The 25,909-nt window shown below is 69.8% G+C and carries 19 protein-coding genes and 2 pseudogenes; 11 read left to right on the top strand and 10 right to left on the bottom strand.

Annotated features, from left to right (window positions below; translation table 11 throughout):
- Nucleotides 1–85: 85 nt before the first annotated feature.
- Nucleotides 86–1,951, top strand: a complete 1,866-nt coding sequence (locus OG452_RS32995) for a serine hydrolase (protein ID WP_327299209.1) — start codon at nucleotides 86–88, stop codon at nucleotides 1,949–1,951.
- 203 nt (nucleotides 1,952–2,154) lie between these two features.
- Nucleotides 2,155–2,892, top strand: a complete 738-nt coding sequence (locus tag OG452_RS32990) for a DUF4232 domain-containing protein (protein ID WP_327299208.1) — start codon at nucleotides 2,155–2,157, stop codon at nucleotides 2,890–2,892.
- A 174-nt stretch (nucleotides 2,893–3,066) separates the two neighbouring features.
- Here the strand turns inward: OG452_RS32990 and OG452_RS32985 are convergent, their stop codons facing one another.
- Nucleotides 3,067–5,295, bottom strand: coding sequence for a serine/threonine-protein kinase (locus OG452_RS32985; protein ID WP_327299207.1), 2,229 nt, complete (start codon nucleotides 5,293–5,295; stop codon nucleotides 3,067–3,069).
- Nucleotides 5,277–6,224 (bottom strand): oxygenase MpaB family protein, encoded by a 948-nt coding sequence (locus OG452_RS32980; protein WP_327299206.1) that lies wholly within the window; start codon nucleotides 6,222–6,224, stop codon nucleotides 5,277–5,279. The genes OG452_RS32985 and OG452_RS32980 overlap by 19 nt, the downstream gene beginning before the upstream one ends.
- Before the next feature lie 202 nt (nucleotides 6,225–6,426).
- On the opposite strand from OG452_RS32980, the gene OG452_RS32975 reads away from it, so the two are divergent.
- The 4 genes from OG452_RS32975 (at nucleotide 6,427) to OG452_RS32960 (ending at nucleotide 9,333) form a co-directional block, all read left to right on the top strand.
- Nucleotides 6,427–6,642, top strand: coding sequence for a hypothetical protein (locus OG452_RS32975; RefSeq protein WP_327299205.1), 216 nt, complete (start codon nucleotides 6,427–6,429; stop codon nucleotides 6,640–6,642).
- 357 nt (nucleotides 6,643–6,999) lie between these two features.
- A protein-coding gene (locus OG452_RS32970; RefSeq protein WP_327299204.1) for an IS3 family transposase occupies nucleotides 7,000–8,252 on the top strand; the annotation gives its coding sequence in 2 pieces (ribosomal slippage) (nucleotides 7,000–7,282 and nucleotides 7,282–8,252; 1,254 coding nt in all).
- 59 nt (nucleotides 8,253–8,311) lie between these two features.
- Nucleotides 8,312–8,551: a hypothetical protein gene (locus tag OG452_RS32965; RefSeq protein WP_327299203.1), complete on the top strand. Its 240-nt coding sequence runs from the start codon at nucleotides 8,312–8,314 to the stop codon at nucleotides 8,549–8,551.
- 428 nt (nucleotides 8,552–8,979) lie between these two features.
- Entirely contained in the window at nucleotides 8,980–9,333 is a 354-nt protein-coding gene (locus tag OG452_RS32960) for a hypothetical protein (RefSeq protein WP_327299202.1), read from the top strand.
- A 512-nt stretch (nucleotides 9,334–9,845) separates the two neighbouring features.
- Here OG452_RS32960 and tpg read toward each other — a convergent pair.
- Nucleotides 9,846–10,406 (bottom strand): telomere-protecting terminal protein Tpg, encoded by a 561-nt coding sequence (tpg, locus tag OG452_RS32955; protein ID WP_327299201.1) that lies wholly within the window; start codon nucleotides 10,404–10,406, stop codon nucleotides 9,846–9,848.
- 7 nt (nucleotides 10,407–10,413) lie between these two features.
- Nucleotides 10,414–12,672 (bottom strand): telomere-associated protein Tap, encoded by a 2,259-nt coding sequence (gene tap, locus OG452_RS32950; RefSeq protein ID WP_327299200.1) that lies wholly within the window; start codon nucleotides 12,670–12,672, stop codon nucleotides 10,414–10,416.
- Between the two features lie 636 nt (nucleotides 12,673–13,308).
- On the opposite strand from tap, the gene OG452_RS32945 reads away from it, so the two are divergent.
- Nucleotides 13,309–13,515 (top strand): hypothetical protein, encoded by a 207-nt coding sequence (locus OG452_RS32945; RefSeq protein ID WP_327299199.1) that lies wholly within the window; start codon nucleotides 13,309–13,311, stop codon nucleotides 13,513–13,515.
- 884 nt (nucleotides 13,516–14,399) lie between these two features.
- Here OG452_RS32945 and OG452_RS32940 read toward each other — a convergent pair.
- Nucleotides 14,400–14,522 carry a hypothetical protein gene (locus OG452_RS32940; RefSeq protein ID WP_327299198.1) on the bottom strand — a complete coding sequence of 41 codons (123 nt, stop codon included), beginning with the start codon at nucleotides 14,520–14,522 and terminating at the stop codon, nucleotides 14,400–14,402.
- A gap of 12 nt (nucleotides 14,523–14,534) precedes the next feature.
- Between OG452_RS32940 and uppS the strand changes: the two genes are divergently transcribed.
- Both uppS and OG452_RS32930 read left to right on the top strand, forming a co-directional pair.
- A complete protein-coding gene (uppS, locus tag OG452_RS32935; RefSeq protein ID WP_327299861.1) occupies nucleotides 14,535–15,221 on the top strand; it encodes a polyprenyl diphosphate synthase in 687 nt (228 codons plus the stop codon).
- Nucleotides 15,218–16,681, top strand: a complete 1,464-nt coding sequence (locus tag OG452_RS32930; RefSeq protein ID WP_327299197.1) for an oxygenase MpaB family protein — start codon at nucleotides 15,218–15,220, stop codon at nucleotides 16,679–16,681. Before uppS ends, OG452_RS32930 begins: the two co-directional genes overlap by 4 nt.
- 4 nt (nucleotides 16,682–16,685) lie before the next feature.
- On the opposite strand, the pseudogene OG452_RS32925 reads toward OG452_RS32930, so the two are convergent.
- Both OG452_RS32925 and OG452_RS32920 read right to left on the bottom strand, forming a co-directional pair.
- Nucleotides 16,686–16,994 (bottom strand): annotated as a pseudogene (locus OG452_RS32925) (TetR-like C-terminal domain-containing protein); the annotation flags it as partial.
- Nucleotides 16,995–17,505: 511 nt separating this feature from the next.
- A pseudogene (locus tag OG452_RS32920) lies at nucleotides 17,506–17,899 on the bottom strand (hypothetical protein); the annotation flags it as partial.
- Between the two features lie 193 nt (nucleotides 17,900–18,092).
- On the opposite strand from OG452_RS32920, the gene OG452_RS32915 reads away from it, so the two are divergent.
- Nucleotides 18,093–19,820 carry an IS1182 family transposase gene (locus OG452_RS32915; protein ID WP_327299196.1) on the top strand — a complete coding sequence of 576 codons (1,728 nt, stop codon included), beginning with the start codon at nucleotides 18,093–18,095 and terminating at the stop codon, nucleotides 19,818–19,820.
- Between the two features lie 321 nt (nucleotides 19,821–20,141).
- Here OG452_RS32915 and OG452_RS32910 read toward each other — a convergent pair whose 3' ends face one another.
- Nucleotides 20,142–21,332 (bottom strand): acyl-CoA dehydrogenase family protein, encoded by a 1,191-nt coding sequence (locus OG452_RS32910; RefSeq protein ID WP_327299195.1) that lies wholly within the window; start codon nucleotides 21,330–21,332, stop codon nucleotides 20,142–20,144.
- Between the two features lie 222 nt (nucleotides 21,333–21,554).
- Here OG452_RS32910 and OG452_RS32905 point away from each other — a divergent pair, with 222 nt between their 5' ends.
- Nucleotides 21,555–22,388 carry an aldo/keto reductase gene (locus tag OG452_RS32905; protein ID WP_327299194.1) on the top strand — a complete coding sequence of 278 codons (834 nt, stop codon included), beginning with the start codon at nucleotides 21,555–21,557 and terminating at the stop codon, nucleotides 22,386–22,388.
- A gap of 81 nt (nucleotides 22,389–22,469) precedes the next feature.
- Here the strand turns inward: OG452_RS32905 and OG452_RS32900 are convergent, their stop codons facing one another.
- Nucleotides 22,470–23,531, bottom strand: coding sequence for a medium chain dehydrogenase/reductase family protein (locus OG452_RS32900; protein WP_327299193.1), 1,062 nt, complete (start codon nucleotides 23,529–23,531; stop codon nucleotides 22,470–22,472).
- Between the two features lie 199 nt (nucleotides 23,532–23,730).
- Nucleotides 23,731–25,782, bottom strand: a complete 2,052-nt coding sequence (locus OG452_RS32895) for a SpoIIE family protein phosphatase (protein ID WP_327299192.1) — start codon at nucleotides 25,780–25,782, stop codon at nucleotides 23,731–23,733.
- Between the last annotated feature and the right edge of the window lie 127 nt (nucleotides 25,783–25,909).

The raw sequence follows: 25,909 nt of genomic DNA, 5'->3' as shown, positions 1-25,909 counted from the left end.
GAGGGTTGACACCCCCGTATCGATGGAAGAAAGTTTCCGCAGTCGATCGAGGCCCGAAAGATACTTTCAGGGAGTGAGTGCTGAGATGAGCGGCAACGCAGCGGGCGGGGACATCAGCCGGCGCCGGCTGGGCGGCGGAATCCTGGCCCTGGGAGGGGCGCTCGCCCTGGCCTCGCTCCCGCTGGGACCGGCCGCCGCGGCCGGGGTACCGGCTGCGGATCCGGCCGGGCACGGCGCGGACGCCGCCGTTCCGGGCTCCGGCTCCGACTCCGGCTCCAACTCGGGCTCCGGCTCCGGGCGTACGACCCTCCGGCGTGGTACCGCCGGACAGGCCGGTCTGCTGCCGGGCCAACTGCGGCAACTGGTCAGCGACGCCAGGGCGTTCCTCGGCCCCTCCCCCACCCACCCGTGGTACGCGGGCGCCGTTCTGCTCGCCGGGCGCGGCGGCACGGTGGCACTGCACGAGCCGATCGGACACGCGGTGCGCTACTCGGCGTACGACGAGAAGTCCGACACCGGTGTCGAGTTCCCCGCGGACCAGCAGATCGCGGCGGACCGGGACACCCTCTACGACCTGGCCTCCGTCTCCAAACTCTTCACGTCCCTCGTGGCGGTGCAGCAGATCGAACGGGGCGCGCTGGAGCTGACCGCGAAGGTCGCCTCGTACCTCCCCGAGTTCGGCGCGGCCGGCAAGGCGGACATGACGATCCGCCAGCTCCTCACGCACACGTCCGGCTTCCGCGCGACGCTGGCGCTGTACAAGGAGCCGACGCGGGAGGGGAGACTGCGGATGCTGTGGAACGAGGCGCCGATCAACGCCCCTGGAACCGCGTATCTCTACTCCGACCTCAACCTCATCTCGATGCAGCTGGTCCTGGAGCGGATCACCGGACGCACGCTCGACGTGCTGGTCCGTGAGGGGATCACCGCACCGCTCGGGATGCGGCGCACGCGCTACAACCCGCCCGCCACCTGGAAGCCCGAGATCGCAGCCACCGAGGACGCCAGGCCGCCCTGGTCGGGCCTCGACCGCGGGCTGGTCTGGGGTGAGGTGCACGACGAGAACGCCTACAGTTTCGGCGGGGTCGCCGGTCACGCCGGAGTCTTCTCCTGCGCCTGGGACCTGGCGGTCCTGGCCCGCACCCTGCTGAACGGCGGCGCGTACGGGCCCGCCCGCATCCTGCGGCCCGACTCCGTCGATCTGCTGTTCACCGATTTCAACACCGCGTTCCCCGGGGACAATCACGGTCTGGGCTTCGAGCTGTACCAGCACTGGTACATGGGCGCGATGGCCACTCCGCGCACCGCGGGCCACACCGGGTTCACCGGGACCAGCCTGGTGCTCGACCCGACCTCCGACTCGTTCCTGATCATGCTGGGCAACTCGGTCCACCCGGTGCGCAACTGGCGTACCGGGAGCGCGCCCCGGGTCCAGGCGGGCAACAACCTGGCGCGCGCGGTGCCGGTGCGGCCTGCGCACGGGCGTACGGCCTGGTTCTCCGGCATGGCGAGTTCGGCGACGGCCACCCTGACCCTGCCCGCCGTCGTCCCGGTCTCCGGACGGACGCGTCTCGGCGCCTCGGTGTGGTGGGACAGCGAGCCGCACGCCGACTTCCTGTTCCTGGAGGCGTCGGCGGACGCCGGTGCGGCCTGGCAGCCGGTGCCCTTCTCCACCACCGCCGACGGCCAGGGACCCAAGGCCCATCCGGCGGGCTCGGTGGACGGCTGGTCCGGGCGCGTCTGGCACCGGCTGGACGCGGATCTGGCAGCGTGGCGCGGCAAGGAAGTGCGGCTGCGCTGGCGTTACACGACCGATCAGCTGTACGTGGGCCGCGGGGCGTACGTCACCGGCATCGTGGTCGGGGACGGCCGCCGTACGGTCTTCGACGAGACCCGGACGGCCGACGCGGCCCGGATCGAGGCGACCGGCTGGGTGCGTTCCTCGGACTGAGCCTGCCGGGTGACACCGGGTCAGGGGAGCTCTAGCACACGACCGGCTCACCCGGCCCACAGAGATCTCACAGAGATCCATGTCACATGCGGGCATTCACACCTCCCTGCAACTGATCTGACCGTCGGGGCGTGATATCCGTTCATAGATCAATTACTCACGCGTAGCTCACGTACTCACGAATTCCAGGGGGCCCCACACTCATGACCACACAACTGAACCGACTGCCCCGCCGGATGGCCGCCCTCCTCGCCGTCACCGCGCTCAGCCTCGGCGCCGCCGCCTGTTCGTCGTCGTCTGACGACAAGGCCTCGGGGGGCTCCTCATCGGCCGCCTCGTCCGACGGCTCCACGTCGGGCAAGGGAGCGGCCGCCGGTTCGGACAGCTCCAGCAGCTCGGCTTCCGGTAATTCGGGCTCCGGCGGCACTGCGGCCGGCAGCGGAACGAAGGCCCCGGAGAGCTCCTCCACCGGCGGCGGGAAGGGAGCGGCGTCGGGCAGCTCCGCGGGATCGCGTTGCCACACCGCCGATCTCAAGGCGGCCTTCGCCACGGGCGGCGACGCCGTACCGGACATGAAGACCGAGAACCAGACACAGGCCTCGGTGGCATTCACCAACATCAGCAAGCGCACCTGCACGCTGACCGGCTTCCCCGGCGTCGACATGGTCGGCAACCAGGCGTCAGACGACACGTGGTCGCTGGCGCGCTCCTCGAAGCCGGTCACCACCATCCCGTTGTCGCCCGGAGGCACCACCGACTTCACCATCACGCTCGGCGCGACCACCCAGACGGGGTCGGGTACCTTCCAGCCCGGCCTGGTGCGGATCACCCCGCCCAACGAGAAGGGCCAGTTCGCGCTGAAGTGGCCGTTCGGAGGCGCTGTCACCAAGCAGGACGGCGCCACCCACCCGGCGACGTTCGTCAACCCGATCGGGTCCTGACCCCCGGGCCCTGACAGCCGGCCCTGATTCCCGGGTCCTGTCCGGTCCTTCACGGTCTACGCGATCGTCGGATGTTGTTCGCGATCGTCGGAGGTTGTTCGCGAACTTCGCGGGCCGGACAGGGTCCTGTTCTTCTTCATGCCCCGGGGCCCACACGGCCCCGGACACGACGGCTCAGAGTCCCGGCGCGCTCCGCTGCTGCCGGCGCGCGGCGACCTGGCGGTACAGCTCGGCGGCCTCGTCCCCGCAGCCCAACTGCTCCAGGCAGTGCGCCTCGTCGTTACGGCTGGCCAGCGCGTCCGGATGGTCGAGGCCGAGCACCCGCTCCCGGGCCCCGGCGACCGCCCGGTAGACGGTGAGCGCGTCCGACCAGCGGCCCAGCCAGCCCAGCCCGACAGCGATTTCGCGGCGGCTGACCAGGGTGTCCGGGTGGTCGCCGCCCAGCGCCTGTTCGCGCAGTGCGCAGATCTCGCGCGCCTCGGCGAGCGCCTCGTCCCACCGGCCGAGACGGCCCAGGTTCACCCCCAGGCCATGGCGGGCCCGCAGGGTTTCCGGGTCGGCCGGCCCCTGGACCCGGGTGCGGTCGCCGACCAGCGCGACGAACCGTTCGAGCGCCTCCGCGCTGTGGCCCAGCCGGCCCAGGCTGATGGCCACCTCGTAACGGGTGGCGAGGGTGTCGGGGTGATCGGCGCCCAGCGCCTGTTCACGGGCGGCGGCGACCTCGCGGTAGATCTCCAGCGCCTCCGGCCAGCGGCCCAACTGGCCGAGTACGTAGGCCACTTCGTACCGGGTCAGCAGAGTGTCCGGATGCGCCGCGCCGAGCACGGCGGCCCGTGCCGCGGCGACCTCGCACGCCATCAGGTAGGAGTCCTCCAGCCGCCCGAGCCTGCTCAGGTTGAAGGCGAGGTTGTGCCGGCAGCGCAGCGTGTCCGGGTGGTCAGGCCCGACAGTGCGCTCCCGGGCCGCGAGAACCGACGCGTACACCTGGTGCGCATCGAAGTGCCGGCCGAGTTGCCCCAGTACGTACGCCGTCTCCTGCCGGGCGGCGAGCGTCTCGGGATGGTCGGCGCCCAGGGCCCGCTCCCGGCCTTCGGCGACCCGCGTGAACTCCTGCAGCGCGTCGCCCGCCCGCCCGGTGCGGCTCAGCGTGAAGCCCACCTCATAGCGGCTGGCCAGGGTGTCCGGATGACCGGGGCCGAGGACGTACTCACGCTCGGCCGCCACCGCCCGGTGCACCTCCCCCGCCTCCGACCAGCGCCCCAGCCTGCTCAGACTGAGCCCGGCGTTGTGTCGGCCCGCGAGCGCGGCCACCTGGCCGGGCGGCGGGGTGGGCCGCTGCCCGGTGGACACCACGGGGACGGCCGCGGCTCCGCGCGGGGGTCCGGCGGTCGTCCACTCGCCGGTGAGCGCCGTCGCCCGGTCGGTCGGGGTTGAGGTGACCGTCCAGGTTCCGGTGGCCTTGTGGCCGGTGGTCATGGACCGGGTCCAGGGCGGCAGCGGCGGGGGCAGCTCGGGCGCGGGACCCAGCACGGCGGGCGTGGCCATCCCGGCCGCCGGCGTCTCCGGGCCGAGCAGCAGGCCGAACTCCCTGGCGTCCGCCGGGCGCTCGTCCGGGGTCTTGGCGAGCAGGTCGAGGACCGCCCGGTCGAGGAACTCCGGCAGTTCGGACCGGTGGCTGCGCGGCGGTTCCGGCACGGTGTCCCGGTGGCCGACGAGCACCGCCCAGGCGTCGTCGAGGTCGAACGGCGGCGCCCCTGTGGCGATTTCGTACAGCACGCAACCCAGCGAGTAGAGATCGCTGCGGTGGTCGATCTCCCCGCCGCCGATCTGCTCGGGCGACATGTAGTGCGGGGTCCCCATGGCGATGCCGGTGCCGGTGAGCCGGGAGGTGAAACCGATGTCGTGGCCCAGGCGCGCGATGCCGAAGTCGCAGATCTTCACCGTGCCGTCGGTGAGCCGCATGATGTTGGCGGGCTTCAGGTCCCGGTGGACGATGCCCTGTTCATGCGTGTACGCGAGGGCGGAGGCGACCTGCCGGGCGATGTCGACGACGTCCGGTACCGGCAGCGGCCGCTGCTCGTTCGCGTCGAGGAGCTGGCTCAGGTTCTTGCCGTCGAGCAGCTCCATGACGAGGTAGAGGACGCCCTCGTACTCGCCGAAGTCATGGACGACGGTGACCCCGCGGTGCTGCAGCGAAGCCGCGACCCGCGCCTCGCGTCGGAAGCGCTCGCGCAGCACCCGGGTGAATGACTGGTCGTGCTGGGGCCCCAGCGGCTTGAGGCATTTGACGGCGACCTGGCGGCCCAGTGACTCGTCACGCGCCCGCCAGACCTCGCCCATGCCGCCGCGCCCGATGGTTTCGAGCAGCCGGTACCGGCCGTGGATCAGCCTGGTGTCCGCCATCTCGTGCTGTCGCCCCCGTCGCCTCGCTGCACCGTCCCCGGCCCGTCCAGTATGGCGTCCGGTGTCCGGAGTTTGTACGGTGCCGGACGGGTGTCCGGGCCCAAGCGCGCCATTGCCCTCAGAATATGGCCAGGTGGCAGCTGCCAGCGCAGCCGGCCGGGGATGCAGCGCAGGGCGTTGCCGGCGGCGGTGAGCCGACGGTCCACGGTCTCCGGGCCGGGTGCCGGTCTCCCGTAGAGCTCATGGGCGTACGGAGGCAGAGCGGCGTACGCGAGAGCAGCCACCTGCCGCCAGAGCGCCGCGCGCGCCGGAGCGAGAACGGCGGGAACGGGGGGCTTGCGCAGGAACGCGTCGACCTCACGGGACTCCGCGGTGGCGGCGAGTTCGGGGCGTACGGACTCGAAGTACGCGGCGAGTGCGGCCCGGTCCGCGGGCACCTCCGCCGCGTCGAGCCCGACCAGCCGGGCGCTCTCGCGGTTCTCGTCGATGTAGCGGTCGGCCTGCGCGTCACTGACGGGGAAGCCGGAGCGGCGCAGGACGCTGAGGTACGAGTCGACCTCGGCGCAGTGCACCCAGAGCAGCAGCGCCGGCTCTCCGACGCCGTACCGCTCGCCGGTCGCGGGGTCGGTGGCGCCGAGGAAGCTGTGGATCCGGCGGACACGGGCGCCCGCCCGCTCGGCGGCTTCGGCGGTGCCGTAGGTGATGGTGCCGACGAAGCTCGCGGTGCGCAGCAGCCGCCCCCAGGCGTCCCGGCGGAAGTCCGAGTTCTGGATGACGCCGCGGACCGCGCGGGGGTGCAGCGCTTGGAGGTAGAGGGCGCGGACACCGGCGATCCACATGACCGGGTCCGCGTGTGCCTGCCAGGTCACGGATCCGGGGCCGAAAAGGCCGGGGTCCGGTCCGTCCGCCGTACGCGGTCCACCGCTCATGCCGCTCCGCCGCCGCTCGTTGTCCTGCCGCCTGCCGGCTGTCGCTGTTCCGGGTCCGGGGGCTCCTGGGCTACCTGTCCCCCACGTACGGGATGCCCCGGTTCGCATCACACCACTCTCCCGGACGATAGAACCCTGTCATGATCCCAACACATCCGCATATGCTCGACGTTCGGCCTGTCCGCCTGTTTCAGGAGGTTTCATGCGATCGGGCACGATGTACTGCTTCACCTGCGGCTCCGACGAAGAGCACCGCCCCCTCACCGGGAACGAGAAAACCTGGCTCAAGAACCGCACCGGCCGGAGGACGGTCGACGAGTTCTTCATGTGCGAGGCGCCGAACTGCCGCAACGTACGCAGCGGTTTCAACAAGCGCCCGTTCGAGCCCGTCATCCGCGTGCCCCTGAAGCCGACCTGACGCACTGGTGCGTGAACGGTCGAATTCGGCCGAGCGATACGGTATTCGGCGTTCGTGTCCGATCCAGGTCGAGAAGGTTGGGAGGTGAGGTTGATGACCGCGCTCAAGGCCACTGCCATGTGCTCTGCCCGGACCACCCTCACGTCCCGGGCTGTGGCCTGACCTCAGCTGGTTCAGCCTCGCTGGGAGCGTGAGCTCGCGAGGCAACACCGATACGGACCAACCATGAAACGGATCTCCATCCATCGTGAGCATCAACTGGATCACGCGCGCTGAGACCAGCGCCGACATCTCCCCCATCCGCGACTGAACCGCCCCGGTTCGAATGGAGACTCGATTTCATGTAAGGATCGAGTCATGGCACGACCTTCTCGTTACCCGCTTGAGCTCCGCCGTCGCGCGGTGCGCATGGTCGCCGAGGTAGGCGACGACTACCCGAACGAGACGGCCGCCCTGCAGGCGGTGGCCGAGAAGCTCGGCATCGGCTCCCGCGAGACGCTCCGGAACTGGGTGAAGCAGCACGAGATCGATGCGGGGACACGTCCGGGGACGACGACGGAGGAGTCCGCCCAGCTCAAGGCGTTGAAGAAGGAGAACGCCGAACTGAAGCGGGCCAACGAGATCCTGAAGGCCGCGGCGAGTTTCTTCGCGGCCGAGCTCGGCCGGCCACACACACGCTCGTAGCGTTCATCGACGAGCACCGGGACCGCTTCGGCGGCGTCGAGCCGATCTGCAGGACGCTCACCGAGCACGACTGCAAGATCGCCCCTTCCACCTACTACGCCCACAAGAAACGCCTCGAAGCTCCCTCCGCCCGTTCCGTGCGCGACGAGGAGCTCAAAGAGCGCATCCAAGAGGTCCACACGTCCAACTACCGCGTCTACGGGGCCCGGAAGATCTGGCGCGAACTGAACCGGCAGGGACATGCCGTGGCCCGCTGCACCGTCGAACGCCTGATGCGCGAACTCGGCATCACCGGCGCCGTCCGCGGCAAGAAGGTGATCACCACGCTGCCCGGCGGGCCGGCAGAACGGGCGCCGGACCTGCTGGACCGCGACTTCGTCGCTGCCGCCCCGAACCGCTGCTGGGTCGCGGACTTCACCCACGTGAAGACCTGGGCCGGAGTCGTCTACGTCGCCTTCGTCGTGGACACGTTCTCCCGCCGGATCGTCGGCTGGTCCGCGGCCACCGTGAAGGAAACGGTCTTCGTCCTGGACGCCCTGCAGATGGCCGTGTGGCAACGTGACCGCGACCAACACCCCGTTCAGCCAGGCGAGTTGATCCACCACTCGGATGCCGGGTCGCAATATACGAGTTTCCGGGTCGCCGAGCATCTGGACGCCGCCGGCATCGCCGCCTCGATCGGATCGGTCGGCGACGCCTACGACAATGCCCTGATGGAGAGCACGATCGGCCTGTACAAGACCGAGCTGATCAAGCCCCGACGGCCCTGGAAGTCTCTCTCCCAGGTCGAGTTGGCCACCGCAGAATGGGTCGACTGGTACAACCACCGCCGGCTCCACGGTGAGATAGGGCACGTTCCGCCCGTCGAGTACGAAGCCAGCCACTACATGGAATCCACGAAACCCCAGGTCACAACCATAATCTGAGATCTCTATCGAACCCGGGGCGGTTCACACTGCAGATCACCGAGAGCGATGGGGACGTCATGACCGAGGCTCAAGAGCAGCCCGCCCAGCCGCGGGACGACACCGGACTCAGTCATGCGCAGACGGTGCTGGTTACCGAGTTGACGCCGGTACAGCGGGCATTCCAGAACATCCTCGACCACACCACAGGCCGCAACGGCTCACCCGGCTGCTGCGAGTGCCGCTCAGGCGGGATGGACTGCACGATTGCCGCCCGGCTCCGTCAGGCCTGGCGCAAGGCGAAGGTTTCTGCAGCATGAGCGATATGCCGACTGGCTTCGCCGGGTACTGCTGTGCTCTCATGCCGGGCTGGCCCGGGATCCTCTTCCTGAACACGGAGTTCCCTCACCGAGGCGACCACGCCCACTGGCCCACCGGCGACCAGTCGACCAACGAAGAGCCAACCCGTAAGAACGACATGCCCCCGGGCACGCTCCTCACACAGCAGCCCGGGCAATGGGGGGCGGGTGCTCGACCGCGAGCAAGAATCGGCACCCCCACTCCACCCCTGCCCGCGCGTGATGGGCATTCGCGTATGGAGTCTCGTGTGACTGAGCGCTTCGGTTTGCGAGTGGAGCGCCTCGGCTGGTCCTCGTCGCTGTGTCTGGAGGATGGATGATGTGCGCATGCAGTCGGTAACGACTTTCCGAACGTTAGCCGGGCCGAATACTTCGGTCAGTGTCTGGTGATGATGCTCAACGCACTCCGGCAGGAGAGCGACGCGGACCCATATTCCGCGGTCATCAGCGTCGATCTGTCTGCGGAGACCGAGACCGGCCACGAAGGAATCTACGACCAGGCGCTGTCGAACGCCCTGGCCGTGATCGTCGCAGCGGAGTGGCCAGGGGAGGAAGCGAATAGGAAGGGCCGCGTGCACTCTGCGAAAGGTCTGTTGGAGGTGATCGCCGAAAAGATTCGTCCCAACCCCGCAACGGCCTGTGCGTTATACCCAATCGCGATTCCGACGCCCGCTCCCGGAGGGAGGCGGAAACCTGCCTGCCCGAAGGCTTCTGGGACACCCGGATCGACGTTGACCTCCTGACTGATGCCCTCGACGTCAGCGGTCGGGCCGCCATGGAAGCGGAGCGGGGCGCTTGCAGCACCGTCACGTCCAAGCCCTGCTTGCTCTCGATCACCACCCCACCCTGAGACTGTCCTCGAGGCCCAGTCTGACCGCGATGCCGAACAGGCTCAGGACGGGGACGCGCGGTCGGCTGATTAGGCACGCGCTCTACTAGAACTTATCGGTGATGAAGAAGCCGAGCGCCGTGCAGAGTCCGCCGAGAACCCCAACGAATACCACCCCAAGCACAATCCTGACGGTCACGATTTCGAGGAGTGCCCGGTGTGTGGATACGAGACCTTCTGCGCCCAGGGTTTGGACACGTGGGGCCGGGTCGGCTTCGGACAGTGCGTCGTCTGCTCGTACAGGCGCAGACCCCGGGTCGCTGACCAGGAAGGCTTCAGCGAGCACGTCACATGGCTGATGGGGAATGGACTGAAGCTCGGCGCTCAGGCACAGCTCGGAGACTCTTCGGGGGGTACGGCTGGCCTCTACAGCTCGAACTCCAGGTCCAGCACGTCGTTGATCTGTACTTCGTCCAGGGAGCCTGCGCGGCGGCCGTCGTCCTGGAAGTACACCTCCTTGAGTGCTTCGGCGGTGAGTTCGCGCAGCCGGTCATCGCCTTCGCCCTGCTGCTGAGCCTCGAAGAGACGGGCTGCATGCTGCGGCGGGAGGGCCACGGTGAGGTGCCGGACACGGTCCTGGTCCGTTGTCCCGATCGGCGCGGTGTAGCCGAAGCGGGCATGGACGTCGATGACGATGCCGCCGGTCGTCGCCGCCTTCTCCCTCGCCTTGGCCCGGATCTGCGGCTGCCACCGGGCCTTCACCTCGGTCTCCAGCCGGGCGGCGAGGTCCGGGCGGGGTTTTTTGATCTGGTTCTTCACGTACCGCTCGACGGTGCGCTGGGAGATCCGCAGCATCTGTGCGACCGCCTTGGTGCCCTTGAGCTGCTTGACCAGGTACCGCATCTGCGCGCCGGCTGCCTTCGGTGCGGGGCGGGTGAACGCCTTCTGCACCGCTTGGTTGAGGCCGTGTCCGAACTCCTTGGCCATCGCCTACCTACTCCCCGTTGTCTTTGTCGGTGACGGTGCCGTCCTTGATGTAGCGGGCGAGGTTGAGCCCGGGGGCCTGGAACTGCTCCCTGACGCCCTCGCCCCACAACGTGGTCTGCGTTCCCTCGTGCTTCACCAGCCCCGGGTTCACCCCGAGCTTGAAGCCGCCCGGCAGGGGCTTGCCCTCCCGGTAGGGCAGGAAGTCCAGCGGGCTCTCGCCGTCAACCGCGTAGACGACGCAGTCGGAGTTGACCGCGACGGGGTACTGGCCGGTGAACGCCGCGTGCTTGACGATCTTGCGGTGCAGGTTGACCCGCGTACGGGAGATGACCGCCGCCCGGATGTCCGGCCGCCACGTCGGACGGGAGAGCGCCCGCCACGGCTGGCCGGGCCGCCAGCCCTCGCCCCTCGGCCGCTCACGCAGCTTCCCCAGGCCGCCCTTGACCGTCGCCTTGACCGCGGACACCACGATCGCGAGCTCCGGGTCGCGGCCGCGGTAGCCGTCCATCGCCGCCAGGAACTCCTCCGGCGACAGGTCCGCTGCCACACCGAGGTCGGCCATGGTGGCGAGGTAGGCGTCGCGCAGCCGCGTGTACCAGCCGTCCAGATAGCGGCCGTTCTCACGCCGGACGTACGCCTCGACCGGCGCGACGTCGTAGCCCAGCTCCACCGCGTACGCCACGGTCGGCGTCGCATACCAGGCCGGGCCCTCGGGACGCTCGCCCTTCGGCGTGAACGGGCTGGGCAGCAGACTCGCGTCCAGCTCCGCCCACGTGTCCTTACCGGCCTTCACCCGGGACAGATCGACGTGCGAGAGGTCCACCAGCCAGCTCCCCGGGAGCTTCGGGTCGAACACCGGCTGCTTGACGTACGCGGGCTCGCCGAGGCCGACGATGAGCCCGTTGGCACCGGCGGCGAAGGCCATGTTCACGTCCAGGCCCACGAGGTTGCGGTGCATGCATTCGGCGTCGGTGAGCGGGCGCGCCCAGTCGTACGCCTCCTCGAAGAGTTTCTCTGCCGGGCCGCGGACGTGGAAGCGCGGCAGGTCAGCCAGGAGCGGGTGCCCGTCCGGGGCTTCGCACGGCGCGCAGTCCACCGGCTCCTTCCCCAGCGAGCCCGGATTGTGCTCGGAGTGCCGCTTGCCGTCGACGTCCGGTTCGGAAGCGCGGGTCGGCGGGTGCAGGGCCGTCATGAGTTCCAGGCCGGTGACGGCGGTCGAGCCGCGCGGCGTCATCACCCTCGACGCGTACGTCCCCAGCAGCCGGGCGAGCTCCGCCGGCGGCAGCTGGCCGGCGGTGTCCCAGTGCCGGGTGTCCAGCGCGTTCCACGACGGGATACACAGCTGGACGCAGGCCCGCTCCGAGCCGGTAGCGGGGCGGTAGATCCGTGCCCATGGCCCGAACCCGCGCTTCGTCAGCTTCCACTCCGCGCGGGCCAGCTGCTTGACGATCTTGTGGCCCTCGGGAATCCGCCCGGCGATCCGCTCCTCCTCCGTGAGGGCGACGGGGAGGCCATAGCGCTCCAGCGCAGCTTCGGTGAGCACCAGCAGCGGGTCGGCGTCCTTGCCCGGCCCGGCCAGCTTCGGCGCGCCCAACTTGGCCTCGCGCAGGGTCCAGTCGACCAGGGCCGGCATGGACTTGGCGGGCACGTCCAGGACCAGGCCGCCGACGCAGTACGCCAGCACCTGCCCGTCAGCGTCGATGTCGACGACCGCGAGCGGCCCGTTTGCGAAACGCGGATCGACACTGGCCGGGGCGGCGGCGGGTTTGGCCGTGGCCTTCTTCGCAGCCGGACGCCGCGACGCCGACGGCCCCCTGGTGGCGGCAGTCGTACGGGAGGCGGGAGCGCGGACGGGACGCTGCTGGACATCCGGCGCGTCGGCCAGAGCCGCAGTCTCCGGCACCGAACCCGACTCCGGGGACAGATCGGTGGCCCCGGCTTCGCGGGGAGCGGGCGCGGAGGGGCCGGTGAACGTCTCGGGCACCACGGTGTCCTGTCCGGGTGCGGCGGTGGCCGCCGGCGCGGGGTAGAGCTCCGCGAGCTGCCTGAGCAACCGCGCGTACGCCTCACGCTCCGGACCCCGCGGCTCCGTCTTGTTTTTGCTGGACTCCCAGACGCTGACGGTCGCGCGGCGCACCTTCAGCGCACCCGCCACCTGCTCCAGCGTCAGACCGTGCGCCACACGCAAACGCTTGCGCTCCTCCGGCGGCGGGAGCGCAGACGCGGACGCGACCAACGCATCGACAGCATCGAACAACTCAGACATGGAACACCTCCTGAGCCCCAACCTACCTTACGAACCGCTCAATTGCCGCTCATTCAACGAACATATCGCGCACATGTGCATCGCGTAGAATCGAATCTAGGTACGATCTGCCGCCCGACCTTCTACGTCTCCGCACACTGCGAACGTGGCACGCCACGCGGCAGCTCCATCGCAGAAGTGGAGCGCACCGAGGCGGAGGAGCGATGGCGGCAGGAACGTGCCGCGCAGCCGCCGCCGGAATGGATCGCGTAACGCGGTGCAGGCAGCGGCCCGCCGACAGCGACGGGTACGGCGGCGTGCCATCGGTGGTGCTGGGTCCGCTCAGGAGGCCGTCGGCTGCCGCCTGTTGGCCTCCACGGCCTCCCAGCACGAGTCGCAGAGCGTGCGGGCCCCAATGCCGTAGCGGCAGCAGTTTTCACGGCAGCGCGCACATGGCCCGATCTGCGCCGGGGCACAGTCCAGCAGCTGCGTTCTGCGGGGTGCGGGGATGCTCACCCTGGCGGTGTCGTTCCGCTTGTGGTGGTGAGGCCGGAACATCAATGAGGCGTCGAGCATCTGTTTATCCGCCTACATCAGAGTTGTCGAAGCTTGTCGAAGCTTGCCGGACGGTCCGGGCGAGCAGGGAGGAGTCATACCATGGGCAACAAGATTGCGGCCCTGACTGTTACGGCTCTGCTTGCCGGTGGCGCGCTCGCCGCCACGTCCTTTACGTCCATTGGCTCGCAGCACGCCTGGTCCACCTCGGATGTCGCGACGGCCGTGCCGGGGAACCAGTATCAGGACATCGCCCCGCAGGGGGTCTCCCCGGACAACTGGCACACCGAGTCCACCCCCGAAGGCTGAGTCGAGTGTCTCGCTTCTGAGCCCAGCCCCGGCTCTTGGTCTCCGTTCGAGAATGGCCAAAGTGACCGGTCCGCGAATTTCAGGTTCAGGAACAGGCAGGGTCTCAGGAGCAGATCGGTTGTAGCGGGGGCGTCGGCGAAGTACGGCGCCCCGGGCAGGCGCGTAGCAAACGTGGACCTGGCCGTCGGCCGTCAGCTCTTCGTGCCGGGGCGCCGCAGTCGGTCTGCTGCACCCACGTAGCGGCCGCGGGGCGGCGTCGTCCCCCGGCTGCTTCGACTCCGTGCAGGAGGAATCACACGGGTTCGCGGATTCTTGCATGCGGTCGCGCTGCAACCCGCGCGTCGAGTGCCGCTTGGACGGGGGTCTGCGCGCGGGTTAGCCGCTCGGGCAGTCAGGGGCGCTCTGTACCGGCATCTGCGCACCCCCGACCCGATGGTGATGAACGTGCTTCTTCACCATCTGTGGGATCTGGCAATGACATTCACCGCGCTATGGACCCGAACCGCGACCGAGCGCGCGACAGCAGCCGGAGACCCCGGACCGCTCCCGCTGCCGTCCGGCACGCGACATCAACCACGCCGATAGCTAGATCACGCACGCCGAGGGCGTGTTCGGCCCACACCCCGTCCACGGGGCGACGGCAGCTTGGTGCGGCCGCAGAGGCGGACGAGGTTGTCGATCGGGTCATCGGAGGATGCTACCAATGCTGGAACGAGGAATCGGGCATACGAGCCAAGGATGACGGCCACCCGTTTGGCCGGTCAGGACCCGTTCGCACCCGACAGACTCCTGGGGGAAACGCCGGTGGGGCGTGAGTATGGGGAGGCGGGGAGGGTGTGACCGAGCGCGCTAGGGCCGACCGTGCCGCTCCGGGCGAGACGGGGCTAGGCGTGACGGACCACGGCGTCCTGCCCGCACGCCCGGGGCCGGAGGACCAGCCGGTCGGTCGACAGTGCGGCGACGACCAACGGCAGGAAGACGGCCCAGCGCGTGGGGTGCCTCGGCACGTCGCCTGCGTGATGGACGGCAACGGCCGCTGGGCGCAGCGGCGTTCACTTCCTCGCACGGCGGGTCACCGGGCCGCGGAGACCACCGTTATCGACACTATCGAGGCCGCCCGGACCGCGGGTGTCGAGTGGCTGAGCCTGTACGCCTTCTCCACCGAGAACTGGAACCGCCCTGGCCCAGAGGTCGAATTTCTGATGCGCCTGGTCCGCCGGGTCGTGCGCAAGCACGCGCCGCTGTTGCTCGCCCGCGGCATCCGCTGCCGCTTCCTCGGGGTCACAGACCCGCGCATTCCCCGTGAACTTGCCCGGGACTTCGACGACCTGGCGACGCTGACCGCCGGCAACCGGGGGATGACGCTGACCGTCGCCTTCGACCACGGCGGACGCCGGGACATCGTCGAAGCCGCACGGTCACTGATCCGCAGCGGGACGCCCGCCGACGAGGTGACTGAGCGGCTCTTCGCCGACCACCTGCCGTTTCCCGACACCCCCGACGTGGACCTCGTCATCCGTACCTCCGGTGAGCAGCGCATCTCCAACTTCATGCTCTGGCAGGTCGCCTACGCCGAGTGGGTCTTCCCTCAAGCCCTCTGGCCTGACTTCCGGGCCCCTGACTTCCTTGCCTGCCTGCACGCCTATCGGCGCCGCGACCGACGCTTCGGCGGCGTGCCGCCCCAGACGAACGGAGACCCGTCATGACGACCGGAACCACCGCGACAGCCGATGAGGCACCCCTGTTCGGCCCGGAATCACAGTTCCGCGCCTTCTTCGACGACCCGCGCTGGGCGTTGGCCATGATCCGCGCCACCGTGCTGGAGGCCGCCCACCCGCAGATCGGTGCCGCCCTGGCCGACAACTCCACCTTCGTCGCCCATCCCTGGCGTCGGCTGCGCAACACCTTCCTCAGCATGCGGCGCATGTTCGACGCTGACCCGGCGGTACGCGAACGGGAGGCCGCCCGCCTCAACAGGCTGCACGCGCGCATGAGCGGCTCCGACTCCCGCGGCCGCGCCTACGACGCCATGGATCGGGCGGCCCGGGCCTGGGTGGTCGCCACGCTCTACGAGAGCGCCGTCACCATGTGCCGGCTGAGCGGCCAGCCACTCGACCAGGACACCATGGAGCACATGTACGCCGAGTACCGCGCGTTTCTCGCCGCGCTCGACGGCGACGCAGGGGAACTCCCCGAGGACCTGAACGACTTCTGGCGATACTTCGACCGGGTCGTCGAAAACGAGCTGGAGAACACCGAGGCGGCCCGCATCATCCTCTACCGGCTCTTCGACCACCTGCCCGCCCCGGCGCTGCTCGACGGCGCACCGACCCTGTGGGCGGCCGGCCGCGCCGTGGCAGGTCCGCTCCTCGGCGCGATCACCGTCGCCTCGCTCCCCGAGCCCTACCGGCGCCAGGCCGGCCTGCCCGAGATGCCCGGAGCCCCGACCCTCATGCAGGGCGCCTACCTCGCTGCCGGCCTGGCCCGCTTCCTGCCCGCGGGCTGGATCAACGCCGAGACCATCATCGAGACCCTCTCCCTCTCACCCGACAGCGACGACCCCCGCGCCCGGACCGTGACCGCCCTGCGAGCCCGCGTGAAGAGGGCGTCGGCCCTTCTTCGCCTCCTCACACCGCTGAGTGGCGACCCCGACACGGATCCGGCACCCTCGACGAGCACGGAAGAGGGGCGGCGCTCGGCGAAGGAGTTCTTCCGCGAAGTGTTGGACCAGACCGGCGACGGCCACCTCGACTGGCCCGACCTCGCCGCCATGGCCCGTGAACTGGCCACCCGCCTCGACCTGGACGAACCCGAGGAGACCCGGCTCTACGACGCCTTCGCCGCCTGGTGGCGCGAACTCCAGGCAGCCCTCGACACGGACGGCGACGGCCGCGTCAGCGCCGACGAGTACGCTGCCGCCGTCCCCTCCCTGGCCGGGCCAGCTCTGATCCGCGTCGCAGAGGTGCTCTTCGACGCCACCGACAAGGACGGCAGCGGCACCATCGACGCCGACGAGTACCGAACCCTCTTTCGCACCGCCTTCCACCGCGACCTTGCCACCACCAACGACACCCTCGGCCGCAGCCCCTTCGTAGGCGACTTTCTTTCCTTTATGTCGGGCCGCCGCACGAACACTCCGTATGACCCCCTCCTCGCCGACGCCTGAAGAAGCCGTGGACGAGGGCCCAGACCGTGGTCGAGAGGGCGCCCGCGTCCGCGTCGGGGAAGGTGGCGCCGACGATGGTGCGGACGTACTGCGAGATGGCCTCGGTCGCGGCGACCCGCTCCTCGCTGGTGGGGTCGCAGGGCTCCGCGAACATCGCCCGGAACAGGGCCGGGTGCTCCAGTGCGAACCGTACGTAGGCGACGGCGACCGCGGCGAGTTCGTCGGGTGTCGAGGGTGCGGGATGGGCCTGCGCCAGGGATCCGGCGAGCTCGCGGTACCCCTCGGCGGCCACGGCGGAGACTCCAGGGGTTCGCGGGGCGGGAGACGAGATGGGTCCGGGTCCGTCGGAGCACTGCCCCGGCGGACCCGGACCCAACGAATGCCTACTTGCTGTCGTCGAGGAGGTTCTTGAACACCTGCCCGTCCTTCACGATGACGACCAGGTTTCGCTCGGGGTCGGTGACGACGGACGGATCCTCCAGCGGGTCGCCGTCGATGAGCAGGACGTCGGCAAGGGCGCCGGGCTCGATCACGCCGAGGGTGCCAGGGTAGGGGTTGCGGGGCCCGGCCAGGCCGAGCATCCGGCCGTTGTTGCCGGTCGCCTGCCGCAGGGCCTCTGCCGGGTCGAACCACTTGGTCCGGTGCACGAACTCCTCGTTGATTCGCGCGAGGGTGTCCGGCGCGCTGATGATGTCCGATCCGAAGCCGATGCGATCGAACCCGCTCTTCTTCGCCAGCCCGAAAAGCGTGTCCAGCCCCTCACGGGCCTGGGCGAACTTCTTCTTCGTCGCCGGGGCGAGCCCCGGCGGGTCTTGGACGTAGACGCTGACCTGCGGACTCAGCAGCGGGCCTTGACCGAGCCGGCGCCGGTCCGCGAGAGCCTGCAGGATGCGCTGGTAGTCCGCCGACAGTGCCGACCAGGCCAGCCCCGCACGCCACACCGGCAGCACCGACTTCGGCTTCGCCGCCTCCGAAGATGCAGGCAGCGCGGGCGGTTCAGCGCGATCCGACGGCTCCTCGGCGGCGTCCGGGCCGGCGGTGTCTCCTTCGCCCGGGGACAGCACCGCCGACGCGTGAACGGGCGATGATCCACTCGTTCCACTCCCGCTCGGCCACGACCAGCCCGGCCTGGATACGGTCCGCCTCCTCCCGCAGCGCGTCCACACGACGGCGAGCGGTCAGCTCACGCTGTTCCAGCAGCCCCACGACCGACGGTATCCCGACCTCCACATGAGCGGCGACTCAACACGTCACCACTCCCCGAGACCGCCGACCCCATGCCTGAACAGCGGAAACGCAGCCCTCAAGCCCAGAAAGACAACAGCCACTTAGCTTGACTCTGTCGGGGATCTTGGAGTTTCGCGGTGCGGCAGCGCGGTGAACGGGCATGCTCGGATAGTTCCGCCGACCGATGCAGCTGTCGAGGTGCCCGTTGTCCCTTCGCCCCCGTTCCGGTGAGCAAGTACCGCCTCTGACCGCGCAGGTCGCACGCGCGAGCAACCCGGTTGGCACGACGGCGATATGGGTGCGTGACCGTCTCGATGGGCTGTGGTGTGACGAGGACTTCGCCAACTGGTACCCGCGTGACGGACGACCGGGCCTCTCGCCAGCTCAACCGGCTACCGTCTGCGTGCTGCAGTTCCTGCTCGGCCTCTCGGACCGGCAGGCCGCCGAGGCGGTCCGCTGCCGCATCGACTTCAAGTACGCGATGGCCATGGACCTGGACGACCCCGGCTTCCACCACAGCGTGCTGACTGATTTCCGCGACCGTCTCGCTGAAGACGACCGTGCTGACCGTCTCCTTGACCTTGCACTGACCCGTCTCAAAGAGGCCGGCCTGGTACGCGAGCGCACCACCCAACGCACCGACTCCACCCATGTCCTGGCCGCGGTGCGGGACCTGACCCGCCTGGAGCTGATCACCGAGGCGGTCCGCGCCGCACTGGAAGAAGTCGCGGGCATCTCTCCTCATCTGCTGGACGAGCTGGTCGATGAGGACTGGGGGCGCCGTTACGGCCGACCGGTCCGCCTGGGCAAGAATCCCACCAAGCCCAAGACCAGGATCCTCGCCACCGGGAACGACGCCGTCCAGCTCCTGGAACACCTCTACCGGCACGGCGCAGACCGCATCTCCGGCCCTCGTATCCAGGCCCTGCGCCAGATCATGGTGCAGAACTACCATCGTGACGCCGCAGGACACCTGCGCTGGCGCACCGCCGAGAAGGAAGGCGGCCCCGGGCTGCCGCCCTCGTCCCGTGCAGTCGTCTCTCCCTACGACACCTCGGCCCGCTACGCACGGCACGGACACATCATCAGCTGGAAGGGGTTCGCCGCTCACCTGACCGAGACCTGTGCTCCCGACGGCCCCAACGTGATCACGGACGTGGCCACCACCGCGGCCACCACCCACGACAGCCAGGTCCTGCCCGGCATCCACACCCGCCTGGCCCGCCGCGAACTCCTGCCCGCCGAGCACCTGGTCGACGGCGGCTACACCTCCCTGCCCCACCTGGAACAAGCCGCCCGTGAACACCAGGTCACCGTCTCCGGGCCGCTGAACAGCAACCCCACCCGGCAACACCGCCAGAATGAGGGCTTCGCCCGGGACGACTTCAACATCGACTACGACCGCCAGCAGGTCACCTGCCCTCAGGGACAGGTCAGCGCAGGTTGGCACGGCCCCTACCCGACCTCCTCGCCCTCTGCCGCCCCGCTGATCGTGGCCAGGTTCACCAAGAGCCAGTGCCGCCCCTGCCCGGCCCGCGCTCAGTGCACCACCACCGCCGACAGCGCCCGCACCGTGGGCTTTCCCTCGCGAGAACTCCGCGACCTGCAACTCCGCGTCCGCACCGAGCAGCAGACGCCCGAGTGGAAAGCCCGCTACGCGGTCCGCTCCGGAGTGGAGGGCACGGTCAACGAGTTCGCCCACGGACACGGCATACGACGCTGCCGCTACCGCGGACAGGGAAAAGCTCACATCCAGCACGTCCTGACAGCCATCGCCGTCAACATCGAGCGCCTCAGCGGACTGTCACCGGCTGAGGAAGCACCTGCACCCCGCCGACCGACAGCCTTCCAGAACTACCTTGACCAGCGCGAGCTACCCCGACCGAAATCCTGGCGAACTCTGGGCACCTGACCTCGACAGGTCCAAGATCCCCGACAGAGTCAAGCTAAGGGCTGTCCCGCAATTCCTGGTGGATCAGCGCGCGGCGTCAGATGCGGTGCATCGCAAGGGGAAGGGACGTCCGCATACTGGATGTATGTGGACGTTCCGACAACGCGGCGAGGTGCCGTAGCTGTCGTCGCGCGCCCGCCGGGAATTGCGGGACAGCCCTTAGTCAAAGCCCGCCGTGCCGGGGCCGCCACCGAGTCCCGGCACGGCGGTTCCCGGCTGCTCCCCCGCAGTGCGCCGGGTCGAGTGCAAGCCCGCTGGACGAAGAGCTCCGTCTCAATCGCGCTATCGCCGCACGCGCGGCATCCCCAGTCCGATCCAGGAGATGATCTCCCGCTGGATCTCGTTGTTGCCGCCGCCGAAGGTGAAGATGACGGCCGAGCGGTAGCCGCGCTCCAGTTCGCCGTGGAGCACCGCGCCCGCCGAGCCCTCCTTGAGCGGCCCCGCAGCGCCGATGACCTCCATCAGCCAGGCGTAGGCGTCCCTGCGGGCCTCCGATCCGTACACCTTGACCGCGGACGCGTCCTGCGGGGTGAGCGTGCCGTTCTGTACGGCGTTGACCATCTGCCAGTTCAGCAGTTTCATCGCGTCGAGCCGGGTGTGGGTGCGGGCCAGCCGGCCGCGTACCCAGCCGAGGTCGATGACCCGGCGCCCGCCGTCGGTCTCCATCTCCGCTGCCCACCGCTGGACGTTGTGCAGGGCCCGGATAGCCATGGTTCCGTGGGCTGCGAGGGTGACCCGCTCGTGATTGAGCTGGTTGGTGATCAGCCGCCAGCCCTTGTTCTCGTCACCGACCCGGCGGGAGGCGGGGACCCTGATGTTCTCGTAGTAGCTGGCTGCGGTGTCGTGCGAGGCCAGGGTGTTGATGAGGGTGCAGGAGTAGCCGGGGTCGTCCGTCGGCACCAGCAGCATGGTGATGCCCTTGTGGGCGGGGGCCGCCGGATCGGTGCGGACGGCGAGCCACACCCAGTCGGCGGTGTCCCCGTTGGTCGTCCAGATCTTCTGGCCGTTCACCGTGTAGTGGCCGGTGGTCTCGTCGCCCTCGCGCACGGCGCGGGTCTTGAGTGCGGCGAGGTCGGTCCCCGCGTCGGGCTCGCTGTAGCCGATCGCGAAGTCGATCTCGCCTTTGAGGATCTTCGGCAGAAAGTACGACTTCTGCTCGGGGGTGCCGAACTGCATGAGCGTCGGGCCGACCGTGTTGAGCGCCATCAGCGGCAGCGGCACACCGGTCTGCGCCGCCTCGTCGAAGAAGATGAACTGCTCCATCGGGGAGAGGCCGCGTCCGCCGTACTCCTTCGGCCAGCCGACACCCAGCCAGCCGTCACCGCCCAGACGGCGGACGGTCTCCCGGTAGAAGCGCTTCTGGGCCGCCGGGTCCGCGTACCGCGCGTAGGCGTTGTCCGGTACCAGGTCGGCGAAGTACGCGCGCAGCTCGGTACGCAACTGCTGCTGTTCGGGGGTGTATTCGAGGTGCACGGCCCCTCCTCGGTGCGGCGTCGGATCGAGGGGCACAGTAGAACGTGTTCCATTCTTTTGGAATGGTGATGACCGTCCCGTCTTCGCCCCGGCCCCCGCATGGGGGCAGCTGTGCCGGGCAGCCGATGCGACAGGGGGCACGCACCGTTGCACCCTGGTTCCAGGGTGCGGCGCGGGCCGTCCCCCGACCGAGGCAACATCCGGACGAGGCAAGGAATGATTGTGAACGCGGTTCCCACCATCAGCCTGAACAACGGCGTCCAGATCCCCCAGCTGGGCTTCGGTGTGTTCCAGATCGAGCCGGCCGACACTGTCGCGGCGACGCTGGCCGCCCTGGAGACCGGTTACCGGCACATCGACACCGCCCAGATGTACGGCAACGAGAAGGAGGTCGGCCAGGCGGTACGCGACTCCGGTCTGGCCCGCGAGGACATCTTCGTCACCAGCAAGCTGAACAACGGCTTCCACGCCCACGACGACGCGCTCAAGGCCTTCGACCGGACGCTCGACGAGCTCCGGTTCGACTATCTGGACCTGTTCCTGATCCACTGGCCGCTGCCCGGCGTCGGAGATTTCGTCGAGGCGTGGACGGCCCTGGAGGAGATCTACCGCTCGGGCCGCGCGAAGGCGATCGGGGTCTCCAACTTCCAGCCGCACCATCTGCGGCGGCTCCTCCAGGAGACCGAGATCGCGCCGGCCGTGAACCAGATCGAGGTCCACCCCTATCTGACGCAGGACGAGGTACGCGCGTTCGGCGCCGGGCACCGGATCGCCACCGAGGCGTGGGCGCCGATCGCCAAGGGCAAGGTCCTGGACGACCCGACGATCACCGGGATCGCCCGCCGGATCGGCCGCACCCCGGCGCAGGTCACGCTGCGCTGGCACATTCAGCGGAACGACATCGTGTTCCCGAAGTCCGTCACGCCTTCGCGCGTCAAGGAGAACTTCGCACTCTTCGACTTCGAGCTCAGCGAGGCCGACATGGCCGCCATCACCGGCCTGGACCGCGGTGAGCGCACCGGCCCCGACCCGGACACCTTCAACTACGTCCCGTAGCGCGGTGGAGCCGTGGGGGTCCGGGGTTCCCTGGAATCCCGGACTCCGGCCGCCGGACCTCCCAGGACCACCGCCACCCGGCTACGGCACCGGGGTCAGGACGACCTTTCCCGCGACCGTTCCCGACTCGGCCAGCCGCAGCGCTTCGGCCGCGCGGTCCAGCGGGAGGCGGGCCGCGACGGCGGCGGTGAGCGAGCCGTCGGCGAGCAGACTCAGCACCTGGGTCAGATCGGACCGCGTGCGCGCCCGGAACTCCGCGGCGCGCCGCTTCCCAGCCCAGATGTTGTAGAAGGCGGCGCTGCGTCGGTTGGGCAGCAGATTCCACAGGGTCAGCCGCCCGATCAGCAGGAGCACCGGCAGCCGGGAGGATCCCGGCGTGTCGCGGGTGGCCGCGGTGCCGTACGACACAAGAGTGCCGCCGGGCGCCAGCAGCCGGAACGAGTCGACGACACCGTCACCGCCGACATGGTCGAAGACGGCGTCCACCCCGTGCGGGGCGGCGGCCCGCAGCCGGTCCGCCAGACCGGGCGCCCGGTAGTCGACGGGGACGACGCCCCGGGCGCGCAGGGCCTCGTGGTGGCGGGGCGAAGCCGTACCGATGACCCGGGCCCCGGCCAGCAGGGCCAGCTGTACGAGCGTGGAGCCCACCCCGCCGTTCGCACCGTGCACCAGCACGGTCTGCCCGGCGCGGACCCGGGCGGCGCGGTGCAGCATCTGCCACGCGGTGATCCCGTTGACGACGAGGGTCTCGGCCTCGACCGGGTCGACGCCGTCGGGCACCGGGACCAGATCGGCGGCGCTGACCAGCAGACGGTCCGCCCAGCCCCCGGTCTTGAGCAGCGCGGCGAACCGGCGGCCCGTCAGCCGGGAGTCCACGCCCGGCCCCGTCCCCACGACCGTGCCCACCACGTCGTAACCGGGCACGAAGGGGTACGCCGGCTGGTCGTAGTACTTGCCGCGGCGCATCTGCTGCTCGGCAAACGAGACGCCGGTGGCCTCCATCTCCAGCAGCACCTCACCGGGCCCGGGAGCGGGCGTCGGCCGGGTCCGCACTTCCAGACCCTCCGGCTCGACGACGCCCGGCAGGACGACCTCGGTGACCGTGGCGTTACTGAGGGCGCTGGGGTTCTCGGCGTTCGTCATCACGCCACCGGCCTTTCGCTATCGCTTCATCCGTTGGTTATAGGTTCTAGCAGAAGAGTGAAGCCGTTACGAAACGGTTGTCAAGCGCCTGCGGCAGCGGGGCTGCCCGTCCGGCACAAAAGTGCTACGGACCAGGACAAGTCGTACGCGGTGTCATGCTTTGGTTCGAGGTTGAAGACCAAGGGTGAGCGGAAGTCGCTCAGGCCCGGGTGCCGGACGGCTCGAACTCGCACCAGACGGCCTTGCCGTCCCCGCGCGGTTCGACCCCCCAGCGGGCCGACACCGCGTCGATCAGCATCAGGCCGCGCCCCGAGGTCGCCGCCTCCCCGGGGATGCGGCGGCGCGGCCAGGCGCTCGACCGGTCCTGGACCCAGAGCCGGATCCGCCGCACCGGCTCGGGCAGCACTTCCAGCGTCAGGACAGCGCCGCCCTCCGTGTGCAGCAGCACGTTCACCAGGAGCTCCCCCGCGGCGAGTTCCACGTCGTCTACGAGCTCTTCCAGCCCCCAGGCCTCCAGCGCGCCGCGCAGGACGGCGCGGGCCTCGGCGAGCCCTTCCGGGTCGGCCTGGTGGATGTACTGGTGGACACGGGGTGCCTGGGGGGTCCCCGGATCGGGCACCCGGCGCAGTACCAGCAGGGCGACATCGTCGCTGGTGCCCCAGCGCTCCCAGAGCCGGGTGGCCACGTCGTCGGCGAGCGCCTCCGCCTCGTCGGGGCCCTGGCGTACCGCGTCGGCGAGCGCGTCCATCCCGACACCGATGTCGGTGCCGGGCTCCTCGACCAGGCCGTCGGTGCAGAGCAGGAGGGTCTCGCCGGGCACCAGGTCCAGCCGGGTCTCGGGGTACTCCTCCTGCCCGAACTCCGTGCCGAGGCCGAGCGGGAGGCCACCGCGCACGTTCGGCCAGCCGACCCGCCCGTCGGTGTGGCGGATCAGCGGCCCGAGGTGCCCCGCGCGGACCGCCCTGACCGCACCCGAGGCCAGATCGACCTGGGCATAGGTGCAGGTGGCGAAGCGGTCGGTGTCCAGCTCGGCGAGGAAACGGGACGCGCGCGCCAGCACACTGCCCGGAGTGTGCCCCTCCCCCGCGTACGCGCGCAGTGCGATACGGAGCTGGCCCATGATGGCCGACGCGTGTGTGTCATGGCCCTGAACGTCACCGACCACGACGCCCACCCTGCCGCGCGGCAGTGCGACGACGTCGTACCAGTCGCCGCCGACCTCCCTGCCGCTCCACGCCGAGTGGTACCGCACGGCGATCTCGGCGGACGGGAACTCGGGGATGCGCCGGGGCAGCATGGCGGACTGAAGACCGGTGGCGAACTCCCTCTCCTGGTCGAAGAGGACGGCGCGCTGCAGAGACTGGGCGACGATGGCCGCAAGCCCTACGCAGAGGTTGCGGTCCTCCGACGAGAAGCGACTGCGGCCCCGGTAGAAGAGCGCCAGACAGCCGATGGAGCGGGCCTGCGCGATCAGCGGCAGGAAGGCCGCCGCGTCGAACCCCATCCGCTCGGTGTACGGGCGCAGCCGGGGGAACTCCTCCGAGAGACCGGTCAGAGAGGTGACGAACCGGGGCTGCTGGGACAGGACCGCGGCGGCCAGTGGCAGCGAGCTGTCGAGCCGGTGGCGCCCCACGTCGTCCAGGAGATGCATCGTGTCCCCGGAGAGCGCGACGAGTTCCAGTGCCCCGCCCGCGACCAGGCCGAGCACGAGCCCGTCGGCCCCGAAGCGTTCGAGCCCGTTCTCGCCGGTCAGGACCGCCGTCACATCGTCGACGGTGACAGCACGGGAGAGCGCGTCGGTGGTGCCCTGGACCATGGTGGTCACCCGTCGGCGGCCCGCTTCGACGGGGCTGACGGTGACGAATTCGGTCAGTTCGGTCGTCGCGTTGCGCACGATTCCGATGACGCGGTACGGGGATTCCTGTTCGTCCCGCAGGATCCGGCCGCGGATGTGGGTCCACTGCCGGACCCCGTTGCGGCGCCGCAGCTGGAAGTACACCCCGTAAGAGGAACGGCCGGTCCGGATGGCCTGCGTCCGCGCCGCGTCGAGCCGGTTGCCCTCCTCGGGCGGGATGCGGCTGCTCAGGGACTCGGGGCGGCCGTCGAACTCGTCGGGGCGCAGATCGAACACGGCGAGACCGGGCTCGTCGAACTCCAACGTCCCGCTGCGCAGGTCCCAGTCGAAACTGCCCATACGGTTGAGGGCCAGTCGCTCGCCCGGCCCGATCAGGGGAAGATCTCGTCCTGCCATACGGTCGCTCCGGAGGAGGGCTGAGGTGCCCAAAGCTTAACTTTTCGCGGTTGCCCCCGCATCAGGGCCGCTGGCCCGGCCCGTGCGGCCGGGCCCCCGGAACAGGCCCGGCCGAACGGACCCGGCC

The sequence above is a fragment of the Streptomyces sp. NBC_01197 genome, assembly GCF_036010505.1.
Taxonomy (GTDB): domain Bacteria; phylum Actinomycetota; class Actinomycetes; order Streptomycetales; family Streptomycetaceae; genus Streptomyces.
Note: the sequence above shows the minus strand (reverse complement) of the source record. Positions and strands in the feature narration are given on the sequence as shown.

Coding starts and splice junctions, on each gene's coding strand:
- OG452_RS32995 (WP_327299209.1), top strand. CDS start 86: ATGAGCGGCAACGCAGCGGGCGGGGACATCAGCCGGCGCCGGCTGGGC.
- OG452_RS32990 (WP_327299208.1), top strand. CDS start 2,155: ATGACCACACAACTGAACCGACTGCCCCGCCGGATGGCCGCCCTCCTC.
- OG452_RS32985 (WP_327299207.1), bottom strand. CDS start 5,295: ATGGCGGACACCAGGCTGATCCACGGCCGGTACCGGCTGCTCGAAACC.
- OG452_RS32980 (WP_327299206.1), bottom strand. CDS start 6,224: ATGAGCGGTGGACCGCGTACGGCGGACGGACCGGACCCCGGCCTTTTC.
- OG452_RS32975 (WP_327299205.1), top strand. CDS start 6,427: ATGCGATCGGGCACGATGTACTGCTTCACCTGCGGCTCCGACGAAGAG.
- OG452_RS32965 (WP_327299203.1), top strand. CDS start 8,312: ATGACCGAGGCTCAAGAGCAGCCCGCCCAGCCGCGGGACGACACCGGA.
- OG452_RS32960 (WP_327299202.1), top strand. CDS start 8,980: ATGATGCTCAACGCACTCCGGCAGGAGAGCGACGCGGACCCATATTCC.
- tpg (WP_327299201.1), bottom strand. CDS start 10,406: ATGGCCAAGGAGTTCGGACACGGCCTCAACCAAGCGGTGCAGAAGGCG.
- tap (WP_327299200.1), bottom strand. CDS start 12,672: ATGTCTGAGTTGTTCGATGCTGTCGATGCGTTGGTCGCGTCCGCGTCT.
- OG452_RS32945 (WP_327299199.1), top strand. CDS start 13,309: ATGGGCAACAAGATTGCGGCCCTGACTGTTACGGCTCTGCTTGCCGGT.
- uppS (WP_327299861.1), top strand. CDS start 14,535: ATGGACGGCAACGGCCGCTGGGCGCAGCGGCGTTCACTTCCTCGCACG.
- OG452_RS32930 (WP_327299197.1), top strand. CDS start 15,218: ATGACGACCGGAACCACCGCGACAGCCGATGAGGCACCCCTGTTCGGC.
- OG452_RS32915 (WP_327299196.1), top strand. CDS start 18,093: ATGCAGCTGTCGAGGTGCCCGTTGTCCCTTCGCCCCCGTTCCGGTGAG.
- OG452_RS32900 (WP_327299193.1), bottom strand. CDS start 23,531: ATGACGAACGCCGAGAACCCCAGCGCCCTCAGTAACGCCACGGTCACC.
- OG452_RS32895 (WP_327299192.1), bottom strand. CDS start 25,782: ATGGCAGGACGAGATCTTCCCCTGATCGGGCCGGGCGAGCGACTGGCC.